This is a genomic window from Streptomyces sp. P9-A2 (assembly GCF_036634175.1).
GTDB classification, from domain to species: domain Bacteria; phylum Actinomycetota; class Actinomycetes; order Streptomycetales; family Streptomycetaceae; genus Streptomyces; species Streptomyces pratens.
Map to the genome: position 1 here is coordinate 512,426 of NZ_JAZIFX010000001.1, position 24,038 is coordinate 536,463.

18 protein-coding genes and 6 pseudogenes are annotated in these 24,038 nt (G+C 66.9%); 12 read left to right on the forward strand and 12 right to left on the reverse strand.

Annotation, left to right across the window (positions count from 1 at the left end):
• Positions 1-41 precede the first annotated feature (41 nt).
• Together V4Y04_RS02300 and V4Y04_RS02305 are read left to right on the forward strand one after the other, a co-directional pair.
• Positions 42-656, forward strand: coding sequence for an aKG-HExxH-type peptide beta-hydroxylase (locus V4Y04_RS02300; protein ID WP_332432678.1), 615 nt, complete (start codon positions 42-44; stop codon positions 654-656).
• A pseudogene (locus V4Y04_RS02305) lies at positions 646-813 on the forward strand (IS110 family transposase); the annotation flags it as partial. The gene V4Y04_RS02300 and the pseudogene V4Y04_RS02305, both read left to right, overlap by 11 nt.
• Here the strand turns inward: V4Y04_RS02305 and V4Y04_RS02310 are convergent.
• A complete protein-coding gene (locus V4Y04_RS02310) occupies positions 806-1,291 on the reverse strand; it encodes a hypothetical protein (RefSeq protein WP_332432679.1) in 486 nt (161 codons plus the stop codon). The pseudogene V4Y04_RS02305 and the gene V4Y04_RS02310 sit on opposite strands and share 8 nt — an antisense overlap.
• Positions 1,292-1,648: 357 nt before the next feature.
• On the opposite strand from V4Y04_RS02310, the pseudogene V4Y04_RS02315 reads away from it, so the two are divergent.
• Positions 1,649-2,652: pseudogene (locus tag V4Y04_RS02315) on the forward strand (IS5 family transposase).
• Positions 2,653-2,771: 119 nt separating this feature from the next.
• Here the strand turns inward: V4Y04_RS02315 and V4Y04_RS02320 are convergent.
• The 5 genes and pseudogenes from V4Y04_RS02320 to V4Y04_RS02340 all read right to left on the reverse strand — a co-directional run.
• A complete protein-coding gene (locus tag V4Y04_RS02320; protein ID WP_332425470.1) occupies positions 2,772-3,737 on the reverse strand; it encodes a WGR domain-containing protein in 966 nt (321 codons plus the stop codon).
• A 111-nt stretch (positions 3,738-3,848) separates the two neighbouring features.
• Positions 3,849-4,406, reverse strand: a pseudogene (locus V4Y04_RS02325) (transposase); the annotation flags it as partial.
• Positions 4,407-4,521: 115 nt separating this feature from the next.
• Complete coding sequence (ltrA, locus tag V4Y04_RS02330; RefSeq protein WP_332425472.1) at positions 4,522-6,036, reverse strand: group II intron reverse transcriptase/maturase; 1,515 nt, start codon at positions 6,034-6,036, stop codon at positions 4,522-4,524.
• A 479-nt stretch (positions 6,037-6,515) separates the two neighbouring features.
• Positions 6,516-7,768, reverse strand: a protein-coding gene (locus V4Y04_RS02335; RefSeq protein WP_332425473.1) for an IS3 family transposase whose coding sequence is annotated in 2 segments (ribosomal slippage) — positions 6,516-7,486 and positions 7,486-7,768 — 1,254 coding nt in all. Because the reading frame shifts where the segments join, the coding sequence is not laid out codon by codon here.
• 171 nt (positions 7,769-7,939) lie between these two features.
• A pseudogene (locus tag V4Y04_RS02340) lies at positions 7,940-8,536 on the reverse strand (helix-turn-helix domain-containing protein); the annotation flags it as partial.
• A gap of 69 nt (positions 8,537-8,605) precedes the next feature.
• Here V4Y04_RS02340 and V4Y04_RS02345 point away from each other — a divergent pair.
• From V4Y04_RS02345 to V4Y04_RS02375, 7 genes and pseudogenes are all read left to right on the forward strand, one after another.
• Positions 8,606-8,914 carry an immunity 53 family protein gene (locus V4Y04_RS02345; protein ID WP_332425474.1) on the forward strand — a complete coding sequence of 103 codons (309 nt, stop codon included), beginning with the start codon at positions 8,606-8,608 and terminating at the stop codon, positions 8,912-8,914.
• A 72-nt stretch (positions 8,915-8,986) separates the two neighbouring features.
• A pseudogene (locus V4Y04_RS02350) lies at positions 8,987-9,778 on the forward strand (NAD(P)H-dependent glycerol-3-phosphate dehydrogenase); the annotation flags it as partial.
• Between the two features lie 121 nt (positions 9,779-9,899).
• Positions 9,900-11,152 (forward strand): IS3 family transposase gene (locus tag V4Y04_RS02355; protein WP_332425473.1). Its coding sequence is split into 2 segments (ribosomal slippage): positions 9,900-10,182 and positions 10,182-11,152, totalling 1,254 coding nucleotides; the frame shifts between segments, so codons are not numbered across the junction.
• Between the two features lie 74 nt (positions 11,153-11,226).
• Positions 11,227-12,690, forward strand: a complete 1,464-nt coding sequence (locus V4Y04_RS02360; RefSeq protein ID WP_332425475.1) for a hypothetical protein — start codon at positions 11,227-11,229, stop codon at positions 12,688-12,690.
• Between the two features lie 98 nt (positions 12,691-12,788).
• Positions 12,789-14,627: a hypothetical protein gene (locus V4Y04_RS02365; protein WP_332425477.1), complete on the forward strand. Its 1,839-nt coding sequence runs from the start codon at positions 12,789-12,791 to the stop codon at positions 14,625-14,627.
• On the forward strand, positions 14,624-16,720 hold the full coding sequence (locus V4Y04_RS02370) for an integrase (protein WP_332425479.1): 2,097 nt from the start codon (positions 14,624-14,626) through the stop codon (positions 16,718-16,720). The genes V4Y04_RS02365 and V4Y04_RS02370 overlap by 4 nt, the downstream gene beginning before the upstream one ends.
• A 387-nt stretch (positions 16,721-17,107) precedes the next feature.
• Entirely contained in the window at positions 17,108-17,938 is an 831-nt protein-coding gene (locus V4Y04_RS02375; protein WP_332425481.1) for an IS5 family transposase, read from the forward strand.
• On the opposite strand, the gene V4Y04_RS02380 is transcribed toward V4Y04_RS02375, so the two are convergent.
• Positions 17,856-18,422 carry a hypothetical protein gene (locus tag V4Y04_RS02380; RefSeq protein ID WP_332425483.1) on the reverse strand — a complete coding sequence of 189 codons (567 nt, stop codon included), beginning with the start codon at positions 18,420-18,422 and terminating at the stop codon, positions 17,856-17,858. The genes V4Y04_RS02375 and V4Y04_RS02380 overlap by 83 nt on opposite strands.
• Before the next feature lie 105 nt (positions 18,423-18,527).
• On the opposite strand from V4Y04_RS02380, the gene V4Y04_RS02385 reads away from it, so the two are divergent.
• Positions 18,528-18,869: a hypothetical protein gene (locus V4Y04_RS02385; protein ID WP_332425485.1), complete on the forward strand. Its 342-nt coding sequence runs from the start codon at positions 18,528-18,530 to the stop codon at positions 18,867-18,869.
• A gap of 89 nt (positions 18,870-18,958) precedes the next feature.
• On the opposite strand, the gene V4Y04_RS02390 is transcribed toward V4Y04_RS02385, so the two are convergent.
• A complete protein-coding gene (locus tag V4Y04_RS02390; protein ID WP_332425487.1) occupies positions 18,959-19,972 on the reverse strand; it encodes an NAD(P)H-dependent glycerol-3-phosphate dehydrogenase in 1,014 nt (337 codons plus the stop codon).
• A 199-nt stretch (positions 19,973-20,171) separates the two neighbouring features.
• Here V4Y04_RS02390 and V4Y04_RS02395 point away from each other — a divergent pair.
• A pseudogene (locus V4Y04_RS02395) lies at positions 20,172-20,402 on the forward strand (NAD(P)H-dependent glycerol-3-phosphate dehydrogenase); the annotation flags it as partial.
• A 201-nt stretch (positions 20,403-20,603) separates the two neighbouring features.
• Here the strand turns inward: V4Y04_RS02395 and V4Y04_RS02400 are convergent.
• The 4 genes from V4Y04_RS02400 to V4Y04_RS02415 all read right to left on the reverse strand — a co-directional run bounded on the left by V4Y04_RS02400 (position 20,604) and on the right by V4Y04_RS02415 (position 23,605).
• Positions 20,604-21,227 (reverse strand): hypothetical protein, encoded by a 624-nt coding sequence (locus tag V4Y04_RS02400; protein WP_332425488.1) that lies wholly within the window; start codon positions 21,225-21,227, stop codon positions 20,604-20,606.
• On the reverse strand, positions 21,224-22,417 hold the full coding sequence (locus tag V4Y04_RS02405) for an MAB_1171c family putative transporter (RefSeq protein ID WP_332425490.1): 1,194 nt from the start codon (positions 22,415-22,417) through the stop codon (positions 21,224-21,226). The genes V4Y04_RS02400 and V4Y04_RS02405 overlap by 4 nt, the downstream gene beginning before the upstream one ends.
• Positions 22,414-22,791, reverse strand: a complete 378-nt coding sequence (locus tag V4Y04_RS02410) for a hypothetical protein (RefSeq protein ID WP_332425492.1) — start codon at positions 22,789-22,791, stop codon at positions 22,414-22,416. Before V4Y04_RS02410 ends, V4Y04_RS02405 begins: the two co-directional genes overlap by 4 nt.
• Positions 22,792-23,158: 367 nt before the next feature.
• Positions 23,159-23,605 carry a helix-turn-helix domain-containing protein gene (locus V4Y04_RS02415; RefSeq protein ID WP_332425494.1) on the reverse strand — a complete coding sequence of 149 codons (447 nt, stop codon included), beginning with the start codon at positions 23,603-23,605 and terminating at the stop codon, positions 23,159-23,161.
• Positions 23,606-24,038: the final 433 nt, after the last annotated feature.

Here is a 24,038-nt window from a genome sequence, read left to right on the forward strand (position 1 = left end):
GCCTCGGCCCACGCATCATGATCGCCCCGAACGACGACGAGATGATCCGCGGCCCACACTCCGACACCCCGTACTACGTCCTCGGCCCCGATACGACCCGCGCCGCCGAGCCCCTGGCCGCGCTGACCGACGATGCCATCGCCCACGTCACCGCCGCCGGCCTCGACGAGCTCGTCGAGGCGCACGCCACCGTGATCTGTCTGACCGGCCGGCGCCGCCTCGACCAGACCCTGCGCAGCTTCGCCATCACCCGGCTCCCGGCGACCGTCTTCACCGATCACACCAGCGACGCTGCCGTGCTGGGCCGCGACCTCGTCCACGAAACCGCCCACAACTGGCTCAACGACGCCTTGGTCGCGCTCCAGATCACCATTCCCGACGACGAGACCTACTTCTCTCCGTGGCGCGGCACCGAGCGGCCCGCGTACGGGTTCCTTCACGCCTGCTTCGCCTTTCCGCTCACCGTGATCTACGCCGCGCGGAGCCTGCCCGGCGCCTCCGGGGCCGGACACACCGTCCTCGCCGACCATGTACGCCAACAGCGCGCCCAACTGGCCGCTACTCAGGACGACTTCGCCCGCGCCCTGAAACTCGTCACCGACCACGGTCTGCGTGAGCGGCTCGACACTGTCTTCCAGCACGCCCGCACGTTCTGACCCGACACCCAGGGCCTACTACGACAGAAAGATCAGCCAGGGCAAGCACTACACCCAGACCCTGCCTTGCCTGGTCAGACATCGAGCCCACGTCCTCTTCGCGATGCTGCGCGACGGGACCTTCTACGCATCCCGGCCAGCAGCAGCGGTCACATGACCGGCGGTTCAGCCAGGAGCACGACACAGTCGGCTTCAACATCGAACCCGAGTACCGAATGACCGTAGTCGCCCTCTGAATCCATCAGCACCGGCTTGTCCAACCGTCGCCCGATCGCCCGCAGAAAGCCGCAGAACACATCCAGTCGCTCCTGTCCCTGAAGCTCGCGGAGATCCACATCGAAGTCGATCTCCTCGATCGCATGAAAACGGAAGATCGCCAACACATCGTCTGACGGCCAGACCCGCAGCTCGGGGCACTCGGCGTCAGCTGGACGGGAGAGCACTGCCTCGGATCGGGGCATCGGCAGCACCGTCTCGCCTTCGGAGTACTGGAACTTCCAGTCGCTCTCACCAACGAGATCGAGGACCGCCTGCCAGTCCTCCATCGAGGCATCTGGCACACGCACGTCCGGCAGCGACCCCATCAAGTCCGAGTCGAAGAAGTACGCGACGTCATCCCACAGCAGCTCAGACACCCCGCCATGCTGCCCGTCATCCCACCCCACTGCAGCCCGTTTTTCCTTGGCGAACCACATAGAGGCACCCCGCCCCACACTCGCCCTGTTCGCCGGCCCCGGCTCGATACCGCACTCTCCGAGGACGCGGCCCGCTGCCCAGCCAACGTCGAGCAGGAGAAAGCAGACGACGAGCGGACCTTCGCCGCACAGTACGCTGCGGCCGAGGCCGTGAACGTCCCGATCGGCACGCAGATCGGCACGGACGTGCCCCAGCCGCCAGCCCGGCGACAAGGTCGCGCTAGGGCCTGTGTGATGTTGTGATCAGTCTCGCCGATCCGGGTCCGTCTGGAGGGCGGATCCGGTAGGAAGACGGTCGTGACGCGCAGGCAACTTACCGACGAGCAGTGGAAGTTGATCGAGCCGTTCCTGCCGATAGGCGAGTACGGCCCGTACCCCGAGCGGCTGCGGGATCAGTTCGAGGGGGTGATCTGGCGGTTCAGGACCGGCGCGCAGTGGCGTGAGATGCCGGGCGAGTTCGGGCCGTGGCCGACCGTCTACGGGCGCTTCCGGGTCTGGCGGAACGCCGGTGTCTTCACCGCCCTGCTGGAGGGCCTGATCGCTGAGGCCGCCCGCCGGGGCAGGACGGACTTGTCCCTGGTCGGCGTGGACTCCACGACCGTCCGCGCGCACCACGACGCCGCCGGGATGCTCGTCGGCGAGGACGTCATGGAGGCTCTGGAAGAAGCCGCCGCCGAGCAGGAACAGGCCCGGCAAAAGGGGGCGGCGAGGCGGAACACAACGGGCAGCGCGGCGGAAACGGGCCGGAGCGGGAAGAACGCCGGCGCGTCCGCCGGCGACACCGGCTCCGCCTGAAGGAAGCCCTGCTCGGCCGGTCCCGTGGCGGGCTGACCAGCAAGATTCACCTCGCCGCCGACCGCAGGCGCCGGCCGCTGGCGTTCGTCCTGACCGCCGGGCAGGCCGCGGACAGCCCGCAGTTCATTCCCGTGCTGAACAAGATTCGCGTCCGCCTGCCGGTCGGCCGGCCCCGCACCCGGCCCGGCGCGGTCGCCGCGGACAAGGCGTACTCGTCCCGCGCCAACCGCGCCCACCTGCGGAAACGCCGCATCAAGGCGGTCATCCCGGAGAAGAAGGACCAGGCCGCCAACCGCAAGAAGAGAGGCAGCCGGGGCGGGCGGCCCGTCAGCCACGACACCGACCTCTACAAGGAACGCAACACCGTCGAGCGCCTGATCAACCGGCTGAAGGACTGGCGCGGCATCGCCACCCGCTTCGACAAGACACCCGAGAGCTACCTCGCCGGTCTCGAACTCCGCGCCTCGATGATCTGGCTCGAGGACCTCCTGCGAGCAGCCGATTGATCACGACATCACACAGGGCCTAGTGCTCTGACCGCATACGTTCACCGGGTCGGCCCTGTCTTTGGTGAGGCATGCCGGAGCTGCGTCGTGTGCGATCGCGGACGAGGCTCCGAGCAGGCTCAGCCGTGGAGGAAGGAGGTGACTTCGGAGAATGGTGTGGCGGTCTCGGGTGTGAAACGCCTGGTCTCGCCTCGGAAGGAGCGGACCTCCAGCCAACTCTGGGATGCCGCAGTCGGAAGGACATCCAGGAGCGCCTTGAGGACTGCGGATGTGAAGACCTTGAAGGTCTGCGTCCGCTGGTAGTTGGACGGCTGGACATCGAACCTGAGATCGACGACCGGCTGTGGCTGGCGGCTCCAGTCGCTGTGGGGCAGTGCACCATGGCCGCGGATTCGCGCGTCGACGAGGACTTCCGGATCCGCGTCACCGATCTCGCAGTCGAAGATTGGGAAGGCTGTCGCGACGCGAGCGGCGATGGCTGGATACGCGATGCAGGCTTGCCCGAGTGCCGGCGCGCAAAACAAGGCGTGACTGAAGGGTCCCACCGGTGTTGACAGCGGCACCTTGTGGTGGGATTGCCCGTCGAAGGGCAGGTCGCGCCCGGCGCCGAGGACGGCCAGGAAGGACGACACGGCCGCGGGGTCATGGCACTGTCCGCGCACGGTGAAGCGAACGGCGCTGCGTCCCTGGTCTCGCAGTACGAAGTACTCGTGAAATCCCATCGGGTGATCCGGGGCATGGCTGCGGTGGTACGTCTCGTCAAAGCCATCGATCGGCAGATACTCGGGGACCGGGGCATGCGGCTGGGTGCTTGACTTGATCACGTCGAGGACGGGTGTCTGCTGGTCAAGTTCGGCGACGTCAAACGGCCGCTCGACCTCGGCGAAGCCCTTGCGGAGCCATTCGTTGATCTTGCGGGAAGCGTGGCGGCTGGCGTGCTGTTCGTTGTCCAGCGTCGACGTGCTCGCCTTGCCGCTGGTGTCTATCGCGCCCCAGCGGAGGAAGCATCGGATGCCTTCCTGGCGAATCTCCCGGTACTCGGTCTTAGCCCCCTGCAGGAGCTCGAATCGCCGCCAGCCCGTCAACAGTTCCTCCAGCGCATGTGAACAGGGGAGTGGCGCCGTGCAACCCCGGGCCGTCCTCCGGCCGACACGCTATCCGGTGACTGAGCCGGTGGTCCCCACTCCCGGCGTCGTTCACGCCGCCGCAGCGACTGGTCGTCTGCCCCAGCGGATGTCTTTCTCACTGCGGACACGCGCACGTTCGCGGCGTTGAGTTGCCAGGACGTCGGGGTGACTGGCGTTCTTGTTGCGCCATCGCAGGTAGGCGTGCAGGGCCCGGGTCTGGACGGTGTGGTTGCGGTGGTTCGAGTTGGCGACGGTGAACGGCCGCAGCGGCCCGAAGTGGGCCTCGATCGGGTTGGCCCAGGACGCGTAGGTCGGGGTGAAGCACAGCTCGACCCGGTGCTTCTTCGCCCAGCGGCGGATCGTCTCGCACTTATGGGCGGACAGGTTGTCCAAGATCACGTAGATCGGGGCTCCGTCGGGGCGGGCGGCCCGGATCGACTTCAGCGCGGCCAGCGTGTTCGCGGCGCCCTTCTTGCGTCGGTTGACGCCCCACAGGGTGTCGTCGCCGACTGAGTAGCAGCCGTGGAAGTACCGGATCCCGTGAGTGCGGTGGTAGGTGGCGGGATGCCGCTCGGGGTGTCCGGCGGCGGCCCAGCCCGAGCCCATCGTGGGCCGTATACCCAGGGGTTGGGTCGGAGACGGGACGCCGTGCACCGTTTCTGGTGTCGGTCTTCCCGTCCCCGCCCGCCGAACCGGACGTGCCCGTTGGCCGGGCATCCGGCTCTCCACGTGACCCGATGAGTCAAGTGAGGTGCTCGCTGACCCGGCCGACGAAGGCCATGTCGTCGTGGCCGGTCCGTCGGAAGCGCGCTTCCTCGGGGTCGACCTCGTCGATGTTCCATGGCGTGCTGATCTGCGCGCCGCGATAGCGGTAGCGCTCGACCCGCATCTTCGCCGGGTTGTAGAGGACCATACGATCCTCCGCGATGCGATCGGCCCCGTAATAGCGCCGCCGCAGTTGCTTCCAGGTCAGGTGGGGGTGCTTGCGGCGTATCCACAGAATCAGCCTCCACCACGCATACCAGCCCAGGTAGGAGAACGTCTTCTTCGATGCGCCGTATCGGAAGTAGGCTGCCCAGCCCCGAAGGACCGGGTTGACCTTCCGCAGCACCTCCGCCAACGAGAGCGAGGTGGTGCCCTGCCCCGTCAACATCTTGATCTTGTGCATCACCGATGCCAGCGCCTGTTTCGCCGGGATCGTGAGTACGACGCGGCGTCCGTCGCCCCGGGTCTTCCTCTGGATGTGGAAGCCCAGGAACACGAAGCCGTCGTCGATGTGGGTGATGTGGGTCTTCTCGACCGAGAGGGTCATCTTCAGCCTGCTGGCCAGCAACCCGCCGATCTGCCCTTTCAGCGCTTCCGCTTCAGACCTGGTGCCGTGCACGAGCACGACGAAGTCGTCGGCGTAACGCACCAGTCGGTAGTTCGGCAGCCCCTTCCGGCGCCGGTACTGCCTGCGCCAGCGTGGACTCATCTCTTCGTCCCAGATCCGGGAGAAGTACCGGTCCAGGACGGAGAGATAGACGTTGGCCAGCAGCGGGGAGGCGACCCCGCCCTGCGGAGTGCCCGTGAGGCTTTCCGCAAAGCCACCGTGCAGTTCAACGACCCCGGCCCGCAGAAAGGCACTGACCAGGCGCAAGACCTTGCGGTCCTTGATGCGCTCGGCCACCAAGTCCATCAGGACGTGATGGTCGACGTTGTCGAAGCATGCGGTGATATCCCCTTCCACCACCCACTCATACGAGCGGCTGGCGAGCTGGTGGATCTCGGCGATGGCATCCTGAGCACGACGTCCGGGCCGATACCCGTACGAAGACGGGTAGAAATCGACCTCGAAGATCGGTTCCAGGACCAGCTTGAGGGCCATCTGCGCGACCCGGTCACGCAGCGTGGGAATCCCAAGGTGACGGACCTTGCCGCCCTTCTTCGGGATCACCGCCTGCTTGACCGGCAGCGCGGTGAACGACCCGTCCCTGAGCGAAGCACGAAGCTCCTCCAGGAACTGGATCACTCCATAGTCCTCGACGTGATGCCGCGTCACCGCATCCACGCCCGCTGTCCTGGCACCCTGGTTGCCCGACACCCGCTCCCAGGCCACCAACAAGGTGGACCGGTCGCAGATCAGGTTGAACACGTCACCGAACCGGCGGTCCGGATCGGCCCTTGCCCATCGGTGCAGCTTGAGCTGATGACCGAGTACCCGCCGCTCGGCCGCGAAGATACTCGGCCAAGATGTCGGCGGCGCGTCGTTATTCAACAACGCTCCTCCCCGGCAGCAGCACCGCTGCTATCACGCTGTCGCCCTTCCCCATGCGGCCGGCTCTCCCGACCTCGGAGTACTACGGCGACTCCGCCACGATCCGGTGCCATCAGCGAGCGTCGCACCTGCCCGCCGCCCGGCTGGCGGCCAGGCGGGAGGGCGACACCGGATCGCTTCCCACGTTCACTGAGGATCTCTTCAACGGCGTCGGTGCCCAGCTCTACCCCGGCGGCATCGCCACGGACCGCGCATCGCAGTCTTGGTCCGGGCCCCAGACCGTCCCACGCTCGGACGACCAGGGAGGAGAGGCCATCGGACAAGGCCCCCTCCAGCACCGCAAAGCGACCCATCCACCAGATTCGGCAGGCCGCTGACGACTCACGGGGCTTCGACCACTGGTTCAGTTTCCTTGCACCCATTCCGTCTTCGCTTGCGGGCACGAACCGCCTTGAACCGCCCCGGGTTCGGTAGAGATCTCAGATTGTGGTGATGACCTGGGGTTTCGTGAGTTCGGTGTAGTAGTTGGCTTCGTATTCGACGGGCGGAATGTGGCCTATCTCGCCGTGGAGTCTTCGGTGGTTGTACCAGTCGACCCACTCGGCGGTGGCCAGCTCGACCTGGGAGAGCGTCTTCCAGGGCCGCCGGGGCTTGATCAACTCGGTTTTGAACAGGCCGATCGTGGACTCCATCAGGGCGTTGTCGTACGCGTCACCGACCGATCCGATGCTCGCCGCGATGCCGGCGGCGTCCAGGTGCTCGGCGAGCTTGAACGACGTGTATTGCGACCCGGCGTCCGAGTGATGGATCAACTCGCCCGGCTGAACCGGCTGTTTATCGCGGTCGCGTTGCCAGAGGGCCATCTCCAGGGCGTCCAGCACGAAGACGGTCTCCTTCACGGTGGCCGCGGACCAGCCGACGATCCGGCGGGAGAAGGTGTCCACGACGAAGGCGACGTAGACCACTCCGGCCCAGGTGGCCACGTGCGTGAAGTCCGCCACCCAGCACCGGTTCGGAGCGACGGCGACGAAGTCGCGGTCGACCAGATCGGGGGCCCGCTGGACCTGTCCGCCGGGGATCGTGGTGATGACGCGTCTGCCGCGCACTGCCCCCTGGATCCCGAGCTCGCGCATCAGGCGCTCGACGGTGCAGCGAGCCACCGCATGTCCCTGCCGGTTCAGCTCGCGCCAGACCTTCCGGGCCCCGTAGACACGGTAGTTGGACGTGTGGACGTCCTGGATCCGCTCCTTGAGTTCTTCGTCGCGCAAGCGGCGGGCGGAGGGCGTTTCGAGGCGTTTCTTGTGGGCGTAGTACGTGGAAGGGGCGATCTTGCAGTCGTGCTCGGTGAGCGTCCTGCAGATCGGCTCGACCCCGCCGAAGCGGTCCCGGTGCTCGTCGATGAACGCTACGAGCGCGTGTGTGGCCGGTCGAGCTCGGCCGCGAAGAAACTCGCCGCGGCCTTGAGGATCTCGTTGGCCCGCTTCAGTTCGGCGTTCTCCTTCTTCAACGCCTTGAGCTGGGCGGACTCCTCCGTCGTCGTCCCCGGACGCTGCCCCGCGTCGATCTCGTGCTGCTTGACCCAGTTCCGCAGCGTCTCGCGGGAACCGATGCCGAGCTTGTCCGTGACCGCCTGCAGGGCGGCCGTCTCGTTCGGGTGGTCGTCGCGCACCTCGGCGACCATGCGCACCGCACGGCGGCGCAGCTCAAGCGGGTAACGGGAGGGTCGTGCCATGACTCAATCCTTACATGGAATCGAGCCTCCACCTGACCCGGGGCGGTTCACCTGGTGGTCGCGGCCCGCCCCTACGTTGTCGAGGCTGCTTCCGGCCTCACCCCCGACCTGGGGATCAGCCTGCCTCCAGCTTCAACCGGTCACTGCGATGACCAGCGGCGGGTTCCTCCTCCCGCACGATTCCTCAGCGCCTCGTGGCGCACGGCCGAACTCGTCGAAGGCGAACACCCGGTCGGGGAAGCGGTCCAGGACCTCCTCGAACCGATCCAGCTTCGTGTCGCGGTCGAGGTCCGGGGACTCCTTCCAGATCTTGGTGCGCTGAAAGGTGACGCCGCGGCGGGCGAGCAGGCCGCGTAAGGCTTCCCGGCCGATGCGAATGACCCGGCTGTGTACCTTCCGCAAGTAGGCGGCAAGTTTGCGGATGGACCAGCGGGTGAAAGGCTGGCCGAGCTTGGTCGGGCGGGTGGTGGCCGTCTGGACAACGAAGTCCTCGTCGTCAGGACTGAGTAGGCGGGGACGGCCTCCCGCCCACCGAGGGTCCAGGCAGGCCAGGCCGATCTCGTTGAAGCGGTGGATGACATCGCGCACGGTGTCCTCGTCGGCCGCAACAAGCTGGGCGATGACCGGCACCCGGTTCCCGCCGGCCGACGCCAGCAGCATCATCGAGCGGCGGTAGCGCACCGAGCTGGTGCTGCCCCGGCGCACGATCTGCTGCAGCCGCTGCCCCTCCTGGGAGGTCAGTCTGCGTACTCGTACCGGTTCCGCCACCGCGTCTCCCGTGCCGGTTGGACCAGCCACGCCCGAGCCCGGCACGCGACTCGTTTAGCATCTCCTGCCATGAGCGATCCGGAGCCCCTCCTTGACTGGCTGCAGAACTGGTACGCGCAGCAGTGCGACGGGGACTGGGAACACGAGTGGGGCGTGAAGATCGCCACGCTCGACAACCCCGGCTGGACTGTCAGTATCGATCTGGCAGAGACCGACCTGGAAGAACGCGAGTACCCCCACCAGGAGATCAACCGCACCACGCAGGACTGGGTCTGGGCCTGGACCGCCGAGAAGACCTTCCACGCCGCGTGCGGCCCCGGAAACCTCACCGAGGCCCTCACGCTGTTCCGTACCTGGGCGGCCACGATCGCTCCCTGAACCGGCGCAGAGCCCGGAGAGACCAAACCGGTGAACCTATGCGGTCAGAGCACTAGCCAGAAGGACCCTGCAGTGACTCAACAGCGTTCCGCCCACGTGGCGGTGTTCTCTGCCGGTTCCTGGGGCACCGCCGTCGCCAAGATCATGGCTGACGCCGGCAGCGACGTGATTGTGCACGCCCGCCGTAGCGAGATCGCCGACGCGATCAATGCAACCCACCGCAACCCCGGTTACTTTCCGGACATGGAGTTGCCCGCCTCCTTGAGGGCGACGACCGACCCGGCCGCCGCGCTGGAGGGCGCGGACTTCCTCGTGCTGTCCATCCCGGCGCAGTCCCTGCGGAGCAGCCTCGCCGCGTGGGCGCCGCACGTCGGGCCCGACACCGTGCTCGTGTCGCTGATGAAGGGCATCGAGCGCGACACCGGAAAGCGGGCGAGCGAGGTCACCACCGAGGTGACCGGTATTCCGGCGGAGCGGGTGGCGGTGCTGTCGGGGCCGAACCTCGCCCGCGAAATCATGGAGGGACAGCCCGCTGCGGCAACCGTCGCCTGCCCCGACAAAGCTGCCGCGGTCCGCGTGCAGCAGGCGTGCCACACCTCGTACTTCCGGCCCTACACGAGCACCGACGTGATTGGTTGCGAGCTCGGTGGCGCGGTGAAGAACGTCATCGCCCTCGCGGTCGGCATCGCCTCCGGCATGGGCCTGGGTGACAACGCCACCGCCATGCTCATCACCCGCGGTCTGGCCGAGACCACCCGGCTGGCCGTGGCCATGGGCGCGCACCCCGCTACCCTCGCCGGACTGGCGGGCCTCGGTGACCTGGTCGCCACCTGCTCCTCCCCGCTCTCCCGTAACCGCACCTTCTTTCAGCTGTTCAAATCTGTCTCATGAGATGTGTGGTTCAGTCTCGACTCGTTGTGGCGGTACGAGACAGGTGAACCGCCCCGGGTCAGGTGGAGGCTCGATTCCATGTAAGGATTGAGTCATGGCACGACCCTCCCGTTACCCGCTTGAGCTGCGCCGCCGTGCGGTGCGCATGGTCGCCGAGGTGCGCGACGACCACCCGAACGAGACGGCCGCCCTGCAGGCGGTCACGGACAAGCTCGGCATCGGTTCCCGCGAGACGCTGCGGAACTGGGTCAAGCAGCACGAGATCGACGCGGGGCAGCGTCCGGGGACGACGACGGAGGAGTCCGCCCAGCTCAAGGCGTTGAAGAAGGAGAACGCCGAACTGAAGCGGGCCAACGAGATCCTCAAGGCCGCGGCGAGTTTCTTCGCGGCCGAGCTCGACCGGCCACACACGCGCTCGTAGCGTTCATCGACGAGCACCGGGACCGCTTCGGCGGGGTCGAGCCGATCTGCAGGACGCTCACCGAGCACGACTGCAAGATCGCCCCTTCCACGTACTACGCCCACAAGAAACGCCTCGAAACGCCCTCCGCCCGCCGCTTGCGCGACGAAGAACTCAAGGAGCGGATCCAGGACGTCCACACGTCCAACTACCGTGTCTACGGGGCCCGGAAGGTCTGGCGCGAGCTGAACCGGCAGGGACATGCGGTGGCTCGCTGCACCGTCGAGCGCCTGATGCGCGAGCTCGGGATCCAGGGGGCAGTGCGCGGCAGACGCGTCATCACCACGATCCCCGGCGGACAGGTCCAGCGGGCCCCCGATCTGGTCGACCGCGACTTCGTCGCCGTCGCTCCGAACCGGTGCTGGGTGGCGGACTTCACGCACGTGGCCACCTGGGCCGGAGTGGTCTACGTCGCCTTCGTCGTGGACACCTTCTCCCGCCGGATCGTCGGCTGGTCCGCGGCCACCGTGAAGGAGACCGTCTTCGTGCTGGACGCCCTGGAGATGGCCCTCTGGCAACGCGACCGCGATAAACAGCCGGTTCAGCCGGGCGAGTTGATCCATCACTCGGACGCCGGGTCGCAATACACGTCGTTCAAGCTCGCCGAGCACCTGGACGCCGCCGGCATCGCGGCGAGCATCGGATCGGTCGGTGACGCGTACGACAACGCCCTGATGGAGTCCACGATCGGCCTGTTCAAAACCGAGTTGATCAAGCCCCGGCGGCCCTGGAAGACGCTCTCCCAGGTCGAGCTGGCCACCGCCGAGTGGGTCGACTGGTACAACCACCGAAGACTCCACGGCGAGATAGGCCACATTCCGCCCGTCGAATACGAAGCCAACTACTACACCGAACTCACGAAACCCCAGGTCATCACCACAATCTGAGATCTCTACCGAACCCGGGGCGGTTCAAGGTGAGCTGATGGGAGTTCCTCCCAGGCCCCTGGGGAGGGGCGAGTGTGGATCTTGCCTTTGTACAGTCCGGGCTGCTGGAGAAGTACCTGGACACTAATGTGATCTCCGCTGCGACGGTGGCCGCCTTGCTGGAACGGCGGGGCATCCTCGATGGGACGCCGGTGTACCTCGACGAGGAGACACAGAGGCCGGTCCCGCCCCTGTGCGAGTTCGGCAGGTATCTGTCGACGGCGCTGCTGGACGAGACCACGCTGAAGGACTACGGGCGGGTGATCGGCCGGCTGGACGACCATCTTGCCGGTCTGGACAGCGATGTGTTGTCGGCGTCGGAGTCCGATCTCGTCTCGTACCGAGGCCATCGGACTCAGCGGCAGAAGAAGCCGGTCGGCGCGTCGGTCTGGAGCCGGGAATCGTTCGTCCTGGACGACTTCTACGGCTTCCTCGTCGACCGGAAGATCTTGCCGCACCGCCCGGCGAGGCTGGCTGCGCGGGGACGTAACGCGCTGGCGCCACGGGTCCGGTCGGGCATGGACATCCGGCACCTCACGTTGGAGCAGTACCGCTACTTCCGGGACGTTGGGCTGGGCGGGCAGCTGCCCAACGCGCAGGTGGATCCGGTCTTTCGCGGATGGTCGCCGCTGCGCGGCCGCGCGGGCAGCGACATTGCTCTGGGCACGGGGGCACGCTGGCGGGAGTGGGCGACCGTGCTGCTGCCCGAGATCGGACTCTGGCCAGGAATGCCGGGAGGGGCAGCCGAGTACACCGTCCAAGCCTGCGCGAAATACGGCAAAGCCCGCCCGATCTACGTCCCCGAGGACGCCGTCGCGTCCGCCGACCTGTTCTGCCTGCTCGAACGTCCGGACATCGTCCGCAGGGCGGCCCGAGGGCTGGAGCGCAAGGCCCGCGACCTGTTCGTGGTGGGTGAGGTCGACGTCGCCGGCGGCCGGGTGAGGGGCATCCTGGACGGCGTCGTGCGCAAGTTCCAGATGTCGGCCATGGACGCCAAGCTGCGCCGGATCACCGTCTACGAGGGCGAGTTCGGCCTGGAGGCGATGTCCTTGTTCGTCTGCCGCGGCGGTCTGATGCCGGGGGCGGACGCCTGGAAGAGTTACCGCCATAGGGCCTGGACGCGCATGACGAACCTCGCCGACCGATCCACGCCACTGCTTCCGGCTCGACGCTGGCGCTGGCACGACCTGCGGCATACCTACGCTCTGCGACTTTTGACCTATCTTGAGAACCTCATGGACGGCGAGGAGCCGGACCTGCAGGCTCGCCGTCGCCGGCACCGGTCGTACTTGACCGGCCACATCCGGCACAACCCGCTGCTGATCGTCAGCCGAAGACTTGGGCACGCGAGTCCGGAAACCACCTACGAGTACCTGCAGTACACGGACGATCTGGTCAACGAGTTCGAGGCCGCGTTCTCCGGCTGGGTGGGCGACGACGAGGCGACCTACGCCGAGATCGCCTCGCATGCGATGTCCGGCGCGAACGGGGGCCACTGATGGGCAAGCCACGCAGGAAGGGCCGAAAGAGAGAAGAACGCGAGCGGCTCCTTGCCGCCCTGGCGAACCCGGTCCGGCCTGGGGGAATCGGCCCCCGGGTGGTGCAGATTCCGGAAAGGCTCCTGGTGGTGGACCCGGCGGAATACCGCTGCTCGCTGCTGGCCATGCAGCTGGCGGACGAGTGGACCGAGTACGTCGCCGCCACCGCGGTCACAGCTCAAGCAGATAACTACCGGCAGGCGATCGACCGCCTCTGCCGATACGTGGACGAAGCACTCGCTCCTGGGGCCGAGGGGGCGAGCCTGATGGACCCGGATCTCTTCGACACGCTGGTGAAGTGGGAGCTGTCCTTGCCCGAGGGCTACGCGCCGGGCTCGGCCAGGCCGATGGTGATCGCCTCCGCGCTGCGGGTGCTGATCATCCGCCGGGACGACCTTCCCGACCGCGAGGTGGCTCCGGCCCTGGCCCGACTCGCCCGCGGCCCTGGACTTCTTGGCGGTGGGGAGTGGACGGAACGAGACGAGTTCACCCGTCAGGAGAAGCGCACTATGGTCCGCGCTGCGTGGCAGAGCGTTCGTGCGACCCGCAAGCGCCTGGATGAGGGCTGGGCCCTGGCCGAACAGGGGCGTCACCCCGAGCAGGGCAGCTGGACCAGCGTCCCTGACCTGCTGTGGGGTCTGGCACACGAGGAGATCGCCTTCGACGACTTCCGCCGCTTCATGCCTTCGTCACGCGAGTGGCCTCTGGAACTGCTGGAGTTCACTGCCGGGCCAGGCAGGGTTCCTCATCCGCAGTCCGCGCGCATGCAGTTGGCGCGCAGGCTGTTCGCGAGTTTGTATCCCACCACTCGTGATCTGCACGCCTTCCGCGTCCTGCTGATGGACGCCACCGGCTACACCTCCGAAGAGGTCACCGGCTTCGGCGAGGCCGATGTGGAACTCCTGCCCAGGGGCGTCCGACTGACTCTGCTCAAGAACCGCGCGGGACATCTGCGGCACCGGGCCTTTCGCGACCAGCCCCCATCCGATGCTCTACCGGCGGAAGACGGTTCTGGCGGGCAGCTCACAGTGAACTGGCCACGGCGCGAGGCCAGCGAGGTCGTCCGGCAACTCCTGGACGTCACGGCCCGGGTCCGCGCCAAGGCCCCGCACGTCACCGACACGCTCTTCGTCAGAGCTGCCGTCCGCGCCAACTACAAGACCGTTTTTGACCGTTGGCACCCCACCGCCTCCAACGGCGGGAAGTTCCGCGAGTGGCTGGCCGCCATGGAAGTCGAGGTCAACGGCACCCCGCACATCGGCCGCCTACGCAAATCGGTGAAGGTCGAGAAGGCCATCGTCACCGAGGGACGTATCGATGCCGCCGCAGACGATCACACCGAGGAGACCTTCGCTGGCCACTATGCCCAGGGCACCACGCTGCGGATCATGTCCGGCCGGACGATCGCTACTGCTCAGCAGCACTGGCTCGACAAGGCCCTCGACCGCGTTGACGGCCCCACCGTCGTCGCCGGCACCGAGGACATCGGCCAGGGCCTGCTCGAAGACTCGGGCCTGTCCGCGCAGGAAGCCGAGGACATCATGACCGGCCAGCTCGACATGGGCGTCTCCCACTGCAAGAACCCCTACCAGTCGCCCTTCAGCCGCCCCGGGGAACTCTGCGCCGTCGCCCCGCTGCGCTGCCTCGAATGCCGCAACGCCTGGATCCTGCCCACCAACCTGCCTCAACTCCTGCTCTTCAAGGCGCACTTGGAACGACTTCGTACGCTTCAGACGCCGCAGGCATTCAGTCGGCTATGGGGGCAGAGCTGGGTGAACCTCAAGGCTGTCCTGGACGACCGCACGCCCGAGGAACTCACCCAGGCTCGCAAGCACATCGAAGCCGGCGAGGCATCCCTCGACCTGCCGCTGGCCGCGCACACGGAGTTCGACGCATGATCCTCGCCCTTCCCCAGCAGCGGCGCCCATCACTGTTTCGGGACGACGAACCCGTCCTCCAAGGTCACTCACTGCTGCCCGAGGCCCGCGAGCCCGGAGCCTACGTTCCCCGGTTCGGTGACACCGAACTGTGGGACTTCAACGGGGTCCTCAAACGACCGGCGAACGTCGGCTCCAGCGAGTGGAAGGTCTCCTTCAGCCTGGAACTGGACGACCCGTACTGGAATCTACTGGCCCGCGAGCTGATGATGATCACCTTCAACCAGCGTCACCCCGCGGTCCTCAGGAGCGGCGTCGTCCTCGACGGTTCCGCCAACCCCCGCACTCTGAGCCACATCGCCTCACGCCTGCGGACAGCCGCCCGCTGGGGCCGCACGATGGGTCTTCCAGGCAGCCCGGACCGATGGACGGTGGAGGATCTACGGCAACGCATCACCGACCTGGCCGCCGACGGCTCCTCCCCAAGAACAGTCCGGGGCCACGTGAGCACCTTGAAGAACCTGGCGGCAGCCGAGCCCGCGCTGAGCCTGGCCTGGCCAGCGGAGGATCCGTGGCCTGGCCAGCATGCCCGCAGCGTCGCCGCGGATACCTCCAGCAGGGCCATCACCACCCCTACCGTTCCCCCGAAGACCTGGTTCCCGCTGATTCGCGCCGCATGGACCTACCTCCACGACTTCGCTCCCGACGTCCTGCGCGCCGACCGCCGGCTCCGCGAACTCAAGGCAGCCGCCCGGACGTCGGTCCGCGGCATCGACGAGCGATTTGAGGAGTGGCTGGCCGACCCTCAGAACAAGATCCCCGTCCATGCCGCGTCGTTGAAGGAGCAGGTCCCACAGGTCCAGTGGAAGCTGCTGACGCTTCTGCTCGGCTACACGACAAACTCTCAGACAGCGATCACTGGCCTCGGCCGCCCAGGGGCGCGGCGTCGGCGCACCCTGATCCTGGATGCGGTCGCCGAGGGGCGGATCACGACCCATGCCCTGACCGGAGAACTCGTACAGGTCGTCCGGCCGGACGGCAGCACAGGGCCCTGGCACCCGGGCCTCGACCAGCAGGCACTGTTCGAGGCGAAGACGGCACTTCGTGACGCGGCATTCACACTGGTCGTGGGCCTTTCGATGATGCGTGACTCGGAGATCCACGAGATCCTGCGGGAGCCCGTCGTCGAGCACTACAGCACTCCCGCCATCTCCTCCACGAAGATCAAGGGCACCACCAACCGCCCCGGCAAACACTGGTGGATCGCTGAACCCCTCGTGGAAGCCCTCGAAGTTGCCGAGGCCGTCTCCCTGCACTCCGAACGTGTCTTCTCGCCCGTCCACGCCACCAAGCAGGACGGCACCCTCGATGGTGTCGACATGCTGGCGTCGTTCGTGACCTTCGTGAACGCCGCCCGGAACTGGACCGGGCTCGACGAGATCCCCACCACATACATCCGCCCGCACATGTTCCGCAAGACGATGGCGATGCTCACCGACCAGTTCCCCGGGTCCGAAATCGCCACCGGCATCCAGCTCAAGCACCTCGCCAAGCGGGCCTTGGCCAACGCAACCACCCGCGGCTACGCCGCCTCCGATGCTGAGTGGGCCAAATACCTCGAAGACGCACTCGACAACGTCAAGTTCCGCAAGATCAAGGACCTCTACGAGCGTCACACCGCAGGCGAGGAGATCGGATTCGGGCCCGGCGCCGAACGCGTCAAGGACGCCTTCGACCAGATCGACGCCACTGTCAAGGCCCGCAACGGAGATGCCCGCACCGCCGATACCCTTCTGCGAACCACACGAATCCACATCCGGTTCGGCATACTCAACAACTGCACTGCCGACCACAAGAACCCCGTCGGCGCCGTCTGCCTTGAGAACGCGATCGTCCCCGACGGCCACGTCGGGCCTCTTGATGAGCGCTGTCGACCGGACCGGTGCGCGAACAGCATGATCGGTCCAGAGCACCTGCCGATCTACGGCTCCCACCAGCGCATACAGCTCCAGCTCATCAACAACCCCTCCACGCCGGCTTGCCGCCGCGATCTCGCCGAACGCGAGCTCGACATCACCCGCAACGTGCTCAAGAGGGCGGGAGGACTCCAGTGACCGGCCGCGCCGAAGGCGATCCCGAAGATCAGGTCAGCCCCAAGACCGCCGTCGCCCTGCGGGCAGCGATGACCCGCCTCTTCGAGGGCCGTCCACAACGGACCGACGGTCGCCTCACTAAGTGCGTTGTGGCAAACCGGATCTTGTTCGAGCGGCAGCGGGTGATCATCTGGACGGAGGTTCGGGTGCGGTCGCGGGCATGAGAGAACGGGCCCCTTGGTAGTGACGCGGTTACGACACCAGCACGACCAAGGAAGCCCGTTGCCTGATCAGTTGAGCAGTATCTCTGTGCATGCGTCCACCGCGGTCACCCCTGGGTGTGACTGCTACGTGCACCGGTTCGGTTCGCTCGCTCCGGGACGGCGGGCAGGCTGCTATCCGAGTGACATGACGGATGCGGAGTGGGCCGAGGTCCGCGCCGCGATGCCGGTGCCGGCCTGGCTCCTGAAGCGGGGCGGGCGCCCCGAGGCGTACTGCCACCGGACAATGCTCGACGCGGTGCGCTACCTGGTCGACAACGGAGTGAAGTGGACGGCTCTGCCGGTCGATTTCCCTTGCTGGCGGGCGGTCTACGACTTCTTCCGCCGCTGGCGGGCCTACGACTATGCGCGTGAACTCTACGAACGCCTGCGACGTTCGGCGAGGGAGCGCGCCGGCCGCAACGCCGAGCCCAGCGCGGGAGTCATCGACAGTCAGTCGGTGGACGCCTCCGAGACCGTCGGCGAGGACAGTCGCGGATACGACGGCGGCAAGTCACGTGACGGCCGCAAGCGTCACATCCTGACCGACACCGAGGGCCTGCTCCTGGAAGTGACCGTGACCACGGCCGATGTGCACGACTCCAAGGCCGCCCCCGCACTGCTGGAGACGTTCATGCAGCAGCCGGGCCGGCTGCTGAAACTGGTGTGGGTCGACAGTGCCTACCAGGGTCCGGCGCTGGCGAAGGCGTTCGCCCGTCACGGAGTCCGGACCGAGGTCGTGCGCCGCTCCGACGGACAACGCGGATTTGTCGTACTGGCCCGCAGGTGGGTCGTGGAGCGGACGCTGAGCTGGCTCTCCCGCTCACGCCGCCTCAACCGCGACCACGAACGCCGCCCCGACCACCACGCCCAGATGGTGTGGTGGGCCGCCGTGATCAGACTGTCCCGGCGCCTGGCCGCAGACGCTCCGCGCTGGCCGGAGAAGCGTCCCGGCCGACTGCTCCGGGCTCAGGCATGAACCGTCCGTCCTTCGCCCGCACCAGCCAGCCCCGCTTCTCCAGCACATAGGCACGGTGACGGATCTTCTCCACCTCGTTCCTGATCTCCGCCTCCCGGCCCACCGCCCGCGTCAGCTCCACCCCGTTCACCGGCCCCGAAGCGGCCACCACCGCGGCGAACACCTCCCGATACAGGCCGCTGAGCACCTCCTCACCCATGCCCGACCGCCACACCGGCGGCCGCCCGCCATGCCCCGAGCCCGGGCCGCCCGATCCCACGGCGGCAGCCATCTCACCACCGGACGGCACCGGAACCGGCGTATTCACCGGGCTCTCCCCGGCCAGCACCGACACAAGCTCCTCACGCCCCACCCGGGCCCGCTCGACCCGCTCCCGCGCGGCATCCACCTCCGCCTGAGCCTGCTCCAGGACCTCCGTCCAGGACTCCAGATCCTGCCTCGCCCGCGCCTCACGCTGTTCCATCAACCCCAGCACCGACGGCATCGCACCCTCCTCGATCCATAACAAGCCGTCCGCTGCCTGCCCCTACCCCAAGGCGATCATGCCCCGCACACGAAGAAACCCCTGCTCATCGAACAGGGACTCCCTTTGCCACAACGCACTAAGGAGAACCTCTACAAAGAGGCCCAGGTCAGCCGCGCGACGATGAACCGTGCGCACGCGATCCTGGCCGAGTGGGACGCGCATCTCGCCGCCCACGGCAAGGCCACCCCCGGCGAGGCGAAACGCGACGCGGCCATCGCCGACCTCAAGAAGCGCCTGACCAAGAAGACCCAGGAATGCACGCTCCTGGAGAACAAACTCAAGGCCGCACACACGGCTATCGCCGCCCTCTTCCACGACAACGAAGCCCTGCGGCAGCAGCTCAACAAGGACACCGCGAGCACGGTCACTCCCATCCGCCTCCGCGGACCCCGACAACGCCCCTGAGCTTCAGAGGTCCGGCCCCTGAAACTGTGCTTTCGAGTCCGGTGCGTGAAGCGCGGCGCTGTTCGAGCCGGGTAGTGGGGCGCCGAGGGTCAGCGCTCGGGCTTGGGTGGGCGCTGCATCAGCGCGCCCGTGGCCTGGGCGAGCGTGACCTTGCCGTTCAGAAGAGCGGTGATCACGTCGGTGATCGGCATCTCGACATCATGGACGTGGGCCAGAGCAAGGATCGCTTCGGCGGACTTGACGCCCTCGGTGGTCTGCCGGGTGGCGATCGTCGCCTCCTCAACGCTCAGCCCCCGGCCGAGGTTGATGCCGAAAGTTCGATTTCGCGACAGCGGCGAGGTGCAGGTGGCGACCAGGTCGCCGAGGCCGGCCAGACCGGCGAGGGTGGCGGGGTGGGCGCCCATGGCCACCGCCAGCCGGGTGGTCTCCGCCAGGCCGCGGGTGATGAGCATCGCGGCGGCGTTGTCTCCCAGGCCCATGCCCGAGGCGGTGCCGACCGCGAGGGCGATAACGTTCTTCACCGCACCGCCCAACTCGCAGCCGATCACATCGGTGCTGGTATAGGGCCGGAAATAGGAGGTGTGGCACGCCTGCTGGAAGCGGCGGGCGGCGCCCTCGTCAGTGCAGGCGACGGTGGCCGCTGCAGGCTGGCCGTCCATGATCTCGCGCGCCAGGTTAGGGCCGGACAGCACGGCGACCCGGTCCTCGCTCACACCAGTCACCTCGGTGATGATCTGGCTCGCTCGCAGGTGGCTGCTCTGCTCGACGCCCTTCATCAGGGACACGATCACGGTGTCGGAGCGGATCTGCGGCGCCCACTCTGCGAGGTTGGCCCGCAGGGTCTGCGCGGGGATGGACAGCACCAGGAAGTCCGCGCCGTCCAGCGCGGCGGCCGGGTTGGTCGTCGCGGTCAGAGAGGCGGGCAGCTCGTGGTCCGGGAAGTAGCCGGGGTTGCGGTGCTGCGTGTTGATCGCGTCGGCGATCTCGCCGCGGCGGGCGTGCACGATGACGCTAGTGCCAGCGTCGGCCAAGATCTTGGCGACGGCGGTGCCCCAGGACCCGGCCGAGAACACTGCCGCGCGGGCGGAATCGTGCTGGGTCACTGCGGGGTCCTCTGGTCGGGATGGCGGTCGGGGCATCGTATCGGCCGCACAGGCCCGGCAGAGTGGGCAGCGCCACGATGTGTCAGCCCATCGCCTCGGCCTCACACGCTCTGGACTCCCAGCAGCGCGCTAATCTCCAGGCCCAGCGCGCGGCTCGTGACCAGATGTCTGTCTCATGAGACACATTGAGCGCGAAGAACGCACCTTCGGCACCCACCTCGGCCGCGGTCTGAGCATCGAAGAGGCCACCGCCGCCACCCGGCAGACCACCGAAGGCGTCAAGAGTGCGGAGGCGGTCCTCGCCCTGGCCAACGCCCACGACGTCGACATGCCGATCACCGACGTGATCACTGCCCTGCTGAATGGAAAAGCCACGCTCGACCAGGCCACAGCCGCGCTGATGCAGCGCCCGCCCAAACCCGAGCGCTGACCCTGACGCCCGCCCGCACGGGGCTGCTCTCTTCCCCCCTTCGCCCCTTCCGTAACGGAGACTCCTGTCCATGCAAGCGTCCGTGCTGTCCGCTGTCCAGATCGCCGCCACCCTCACCTCAATGGTGAGGAGGTGACCGTCAGCCGCTACTGCGCGCGGCTACCCAGGCGGCACCACCGACACGGCGCGCCCGTCGGGGTTCTATCGCAGCAGCGTGAACGCCAGGGCAGCGGTAGAACCCAACGCGGTGCCGCAGACGAGCTGAGCCAGGGTGTGCGCCTTCAGGACACGACGGGACCACCCCATGACCACGACGAAAAGGACCGCGGGAAGGACCAGCACCTGGCCGAAGACCAGGACGAGGATCATCACGGTGCCGCCAGCAACCGCGTTGTGCACGGATATCTGCCACCACACCGTCACCGCCAGCGCGCTGGCCAGGCCGACGAGCATGGCGATGACGAGGGCGAAGACCTCCCGCGGCGCGCCCAGGACGTTCAGGAGAACGATGCCGGTCACCACGGAGACCAGGGTGGCCGTGAGGGGGGCGATGCGCTGCTTGCGTACGCGGATGTGCTTGTCGGTGAGTTTCCCGCGGCGGACGCCGAAGTGGATGATCCCCACGGGGACGATGCCGCAGAACAGGGCCGCGAACAGGCCCCATCCGACTCCGCTGAAACTGCTTGTGCTGTGCCAGCCGATCAGCAGGAGCAGCGCGATGACCAGGTTGGCCGGTGCGAAGACGTCGGTGAGGACCTTCGCCGCTTTCACGCGTGGGGTGGCTTCGGCGTAGGTGGGGGTGGGGGGTGCGACGAAGGTGCTCATGCCGTTGGCTCCATCAGGCGGTCTTCGGAGTCCGTGAAGTCTCGGACGAGGTCGGAGTGGTAGGCGTCGGACAGTTGGGTGAGCGCGGAGATTTCACTGTTCAGGTCCCGCCCGCCGCCCGCGGGGCGGTGCTCGACGCTGGAGCCGGGCGCTGCGCCCCGGAGCTTGGCGTGGCGTGCGGCGGCGAGCCAGCAGGCTTCGGCGGCGATTGTGGCCTGGGTGCCGAAGAGGCCACGGGCTTCGGTGTGCTGCTGGGCCCGTTCCCGGAGGGCAGGCGACGCGTAGTTGTTGAGGGCCAGGGCGGCGTCACGGATCTCGACGCCTCGACGGTACAAACGGTCGTGCACGTTGAGTGGGTTGAGGTGTTCGGTCGCTGCGCCACGTGGAGCGTGAAGGCGTACGGAGGGTGTGACCTGTGTGAGGTCTCGCCACAGGGGGCGCAGGCGCAGTAGCGCGTGCCGCTTGGTCCGCCAGCTGTGGAGCAGGCTGAGCATGGGCAGGCTGGTGCCTGCGACGATGAGGACGAGGGCCGCCATGAGCAGGGCGGTGCTGATGTAGTCGTCCACGGCACCGGGGAAGAGACCGTCACCGTGGATGCGTGTGGTGATCGTTGTCGCTCTGACAACGGCATACGCGACGCCGGCGGCCAGGCCCACGCCGATGGTTCGAAGCCCCCAACTGAGTGCTGGGCCACTTGAGTTACGTCCCCAGCGCCAGCAGACCCTCATGCCTCCCAGCAGCGAGGCGGTGAGGTAGCCGAGGAAGAGAAGTGTGTAGGCGAGGAACACGTAACGGGCCACGGGATCCGCGAATATCGACGGCGTCTCGTACGGCTGGAGTTTCGCGAAGAACAAAATCGCCATGGCGAGCGCCGTCGCGCAGGCGAACATGATGCGCCGCCGCTTGGTTCGCGGCCCCTCCGAAGCCCCGGAAACCTTATGCAGGAAGGCCAGCAGAGCAGCTGATCCAAGCACCCCTCCGATGAGGTGCTTCAGCAAGTAGGAGAGGTCGGTAACGCCTGTCCATTGATCGAGCGCTCTTCCGGGCGGCATGCGCAACGTCATCATGACGGCCAGCCCGAAGAACGCCCACCAAAGAGACCGGTCCTGCCCTTTCCGCCAGACCTTGACGGCACGCCATGCAACGGTGATCCACAGGAGTATAGCGACCACGAACGTGAAAATGATCATCTTCTGCCGTCACCGCGCAACGCCGCGTCAAGACGATCAAGTTCGGGATCACGAGCTTTCGGAAGGGGCGTCAGTTTTGCCAATTTGGCTATTCGGGTGGCAAGTTGCTCGGCCTCGCGTTCCTGGGGACTACTGAAGTTCGCCCGTCCCAGCACACTACGGACGGTGCGGGGATCGATGGCGGTGAACAGTTCGCCCAGGTTGGCGCCCGTACTCGTGTCGCTCGAGGAGCTGTGTCCGAGGAGCATGTGACTGATCTCGTGCAGGACGATGTGGTCTCGGTGTAGCGGGGAGGTCGACGCCTCGAAAAAGATGTAGTCCGCGGTATCGAGTTCCACCCACAGGCCGCACAACTCGTCGTCCGCGCCGCTCACTCCTTCGACTTCCTCGACAAGCAGAGGGCGGCCTCGGTGTTCCGCTACGGCGACGCAGAATTCCTGCAGATCGAAGGGGGAAGGAATCTCGATTCCTGACAGTGGGTCCGGATTCACCAGTTTCCGGCGTTGCCGGAAGGGCGGTATCCGGAGTCGTCGCTGCGAGCGCAACGATTCCCTCCTGGTCTTTCATTTCCGCTTGCTCCAGGCGCACTGACGGCGCACCACCGGTCACCCTATGTGACCCGGGGGCGGTGATCCAGATCCGAATAAAGAACCCTCTCGATGACCCCGCCATTTTCAGGACAGCCTGACAGAAGTGTCCTGATTTTTACTGGACCTATCCCCCAGCAGGAAGTGACGAGAGTCATACACGCCGTTCCGGCTGATCCTCCTCGTCGAGACCCTCAAGCTCCCGAGCTCGCTCAATGAACGCCTGCACGGTGCGGAGGGTCTCGGGAGAAAGGCCGGAAGCACGCAGGGCCACGGAACGGACCTGGTTGTCGCGCATCGACTCGAGCAGGGTCACCTCCGCCCGAGCGCGCGCCCCCTCGTCGTCGTCAAAGAAGTACGCTGGCGACACGCCAAAAAAGCCTGCAATCGCCTTCAGATACTTGATGCCAGGGTTGTCCCGTTGCCCCGTGCGCAACTGGTGAAGGAAGCTCGCCGACATGCTGGGGCCGCCCATGTCCGCCACACCTCGGGCGACTTCGCGCAGCGAGTAAGGCCCCCGCCCCTCGGGGTGAATCACCCGGAACAGCCGGTCGACCTTCTCCGCCAGAGCGCGCCCCTCCTCGCTGACCCCGTCGCCCACACTTGTCCCCTCTCCGTCACGCACAGGGACCCATCAAACCAAACCTGTCAACTCAGGCGCACACCGAACCCGCAAAGCCAACGAAGTTGTCCGCTTCAGTTGACAGATGATGCCGCCTGCGACTTACGATCTTGCTCGGCTGTCAACAGGTGTGAACAGCCCCCGCGCGAGGCGACCTCAACCGAGAAGCGAGGGCCTGGCCGCACGTAAGCCCACTAACGGACAAATCGACATGAGGCGGAGAGTTGTAGAGAGTTTAAGAACCAAGTCTGGATCTTGACGCGGCGTCATGCGTATGTTCGTCGTCCCCTGGGCAGCCCGCCCGGCGCAACAACCATAAGGAGCAGTGGCATGCGCACCCACCGGGCCACGTAGGCCCGCAAACAGCGACGGTGCCCGAGAGCGGCAACTCCCGGACACCGAACGCTTCACG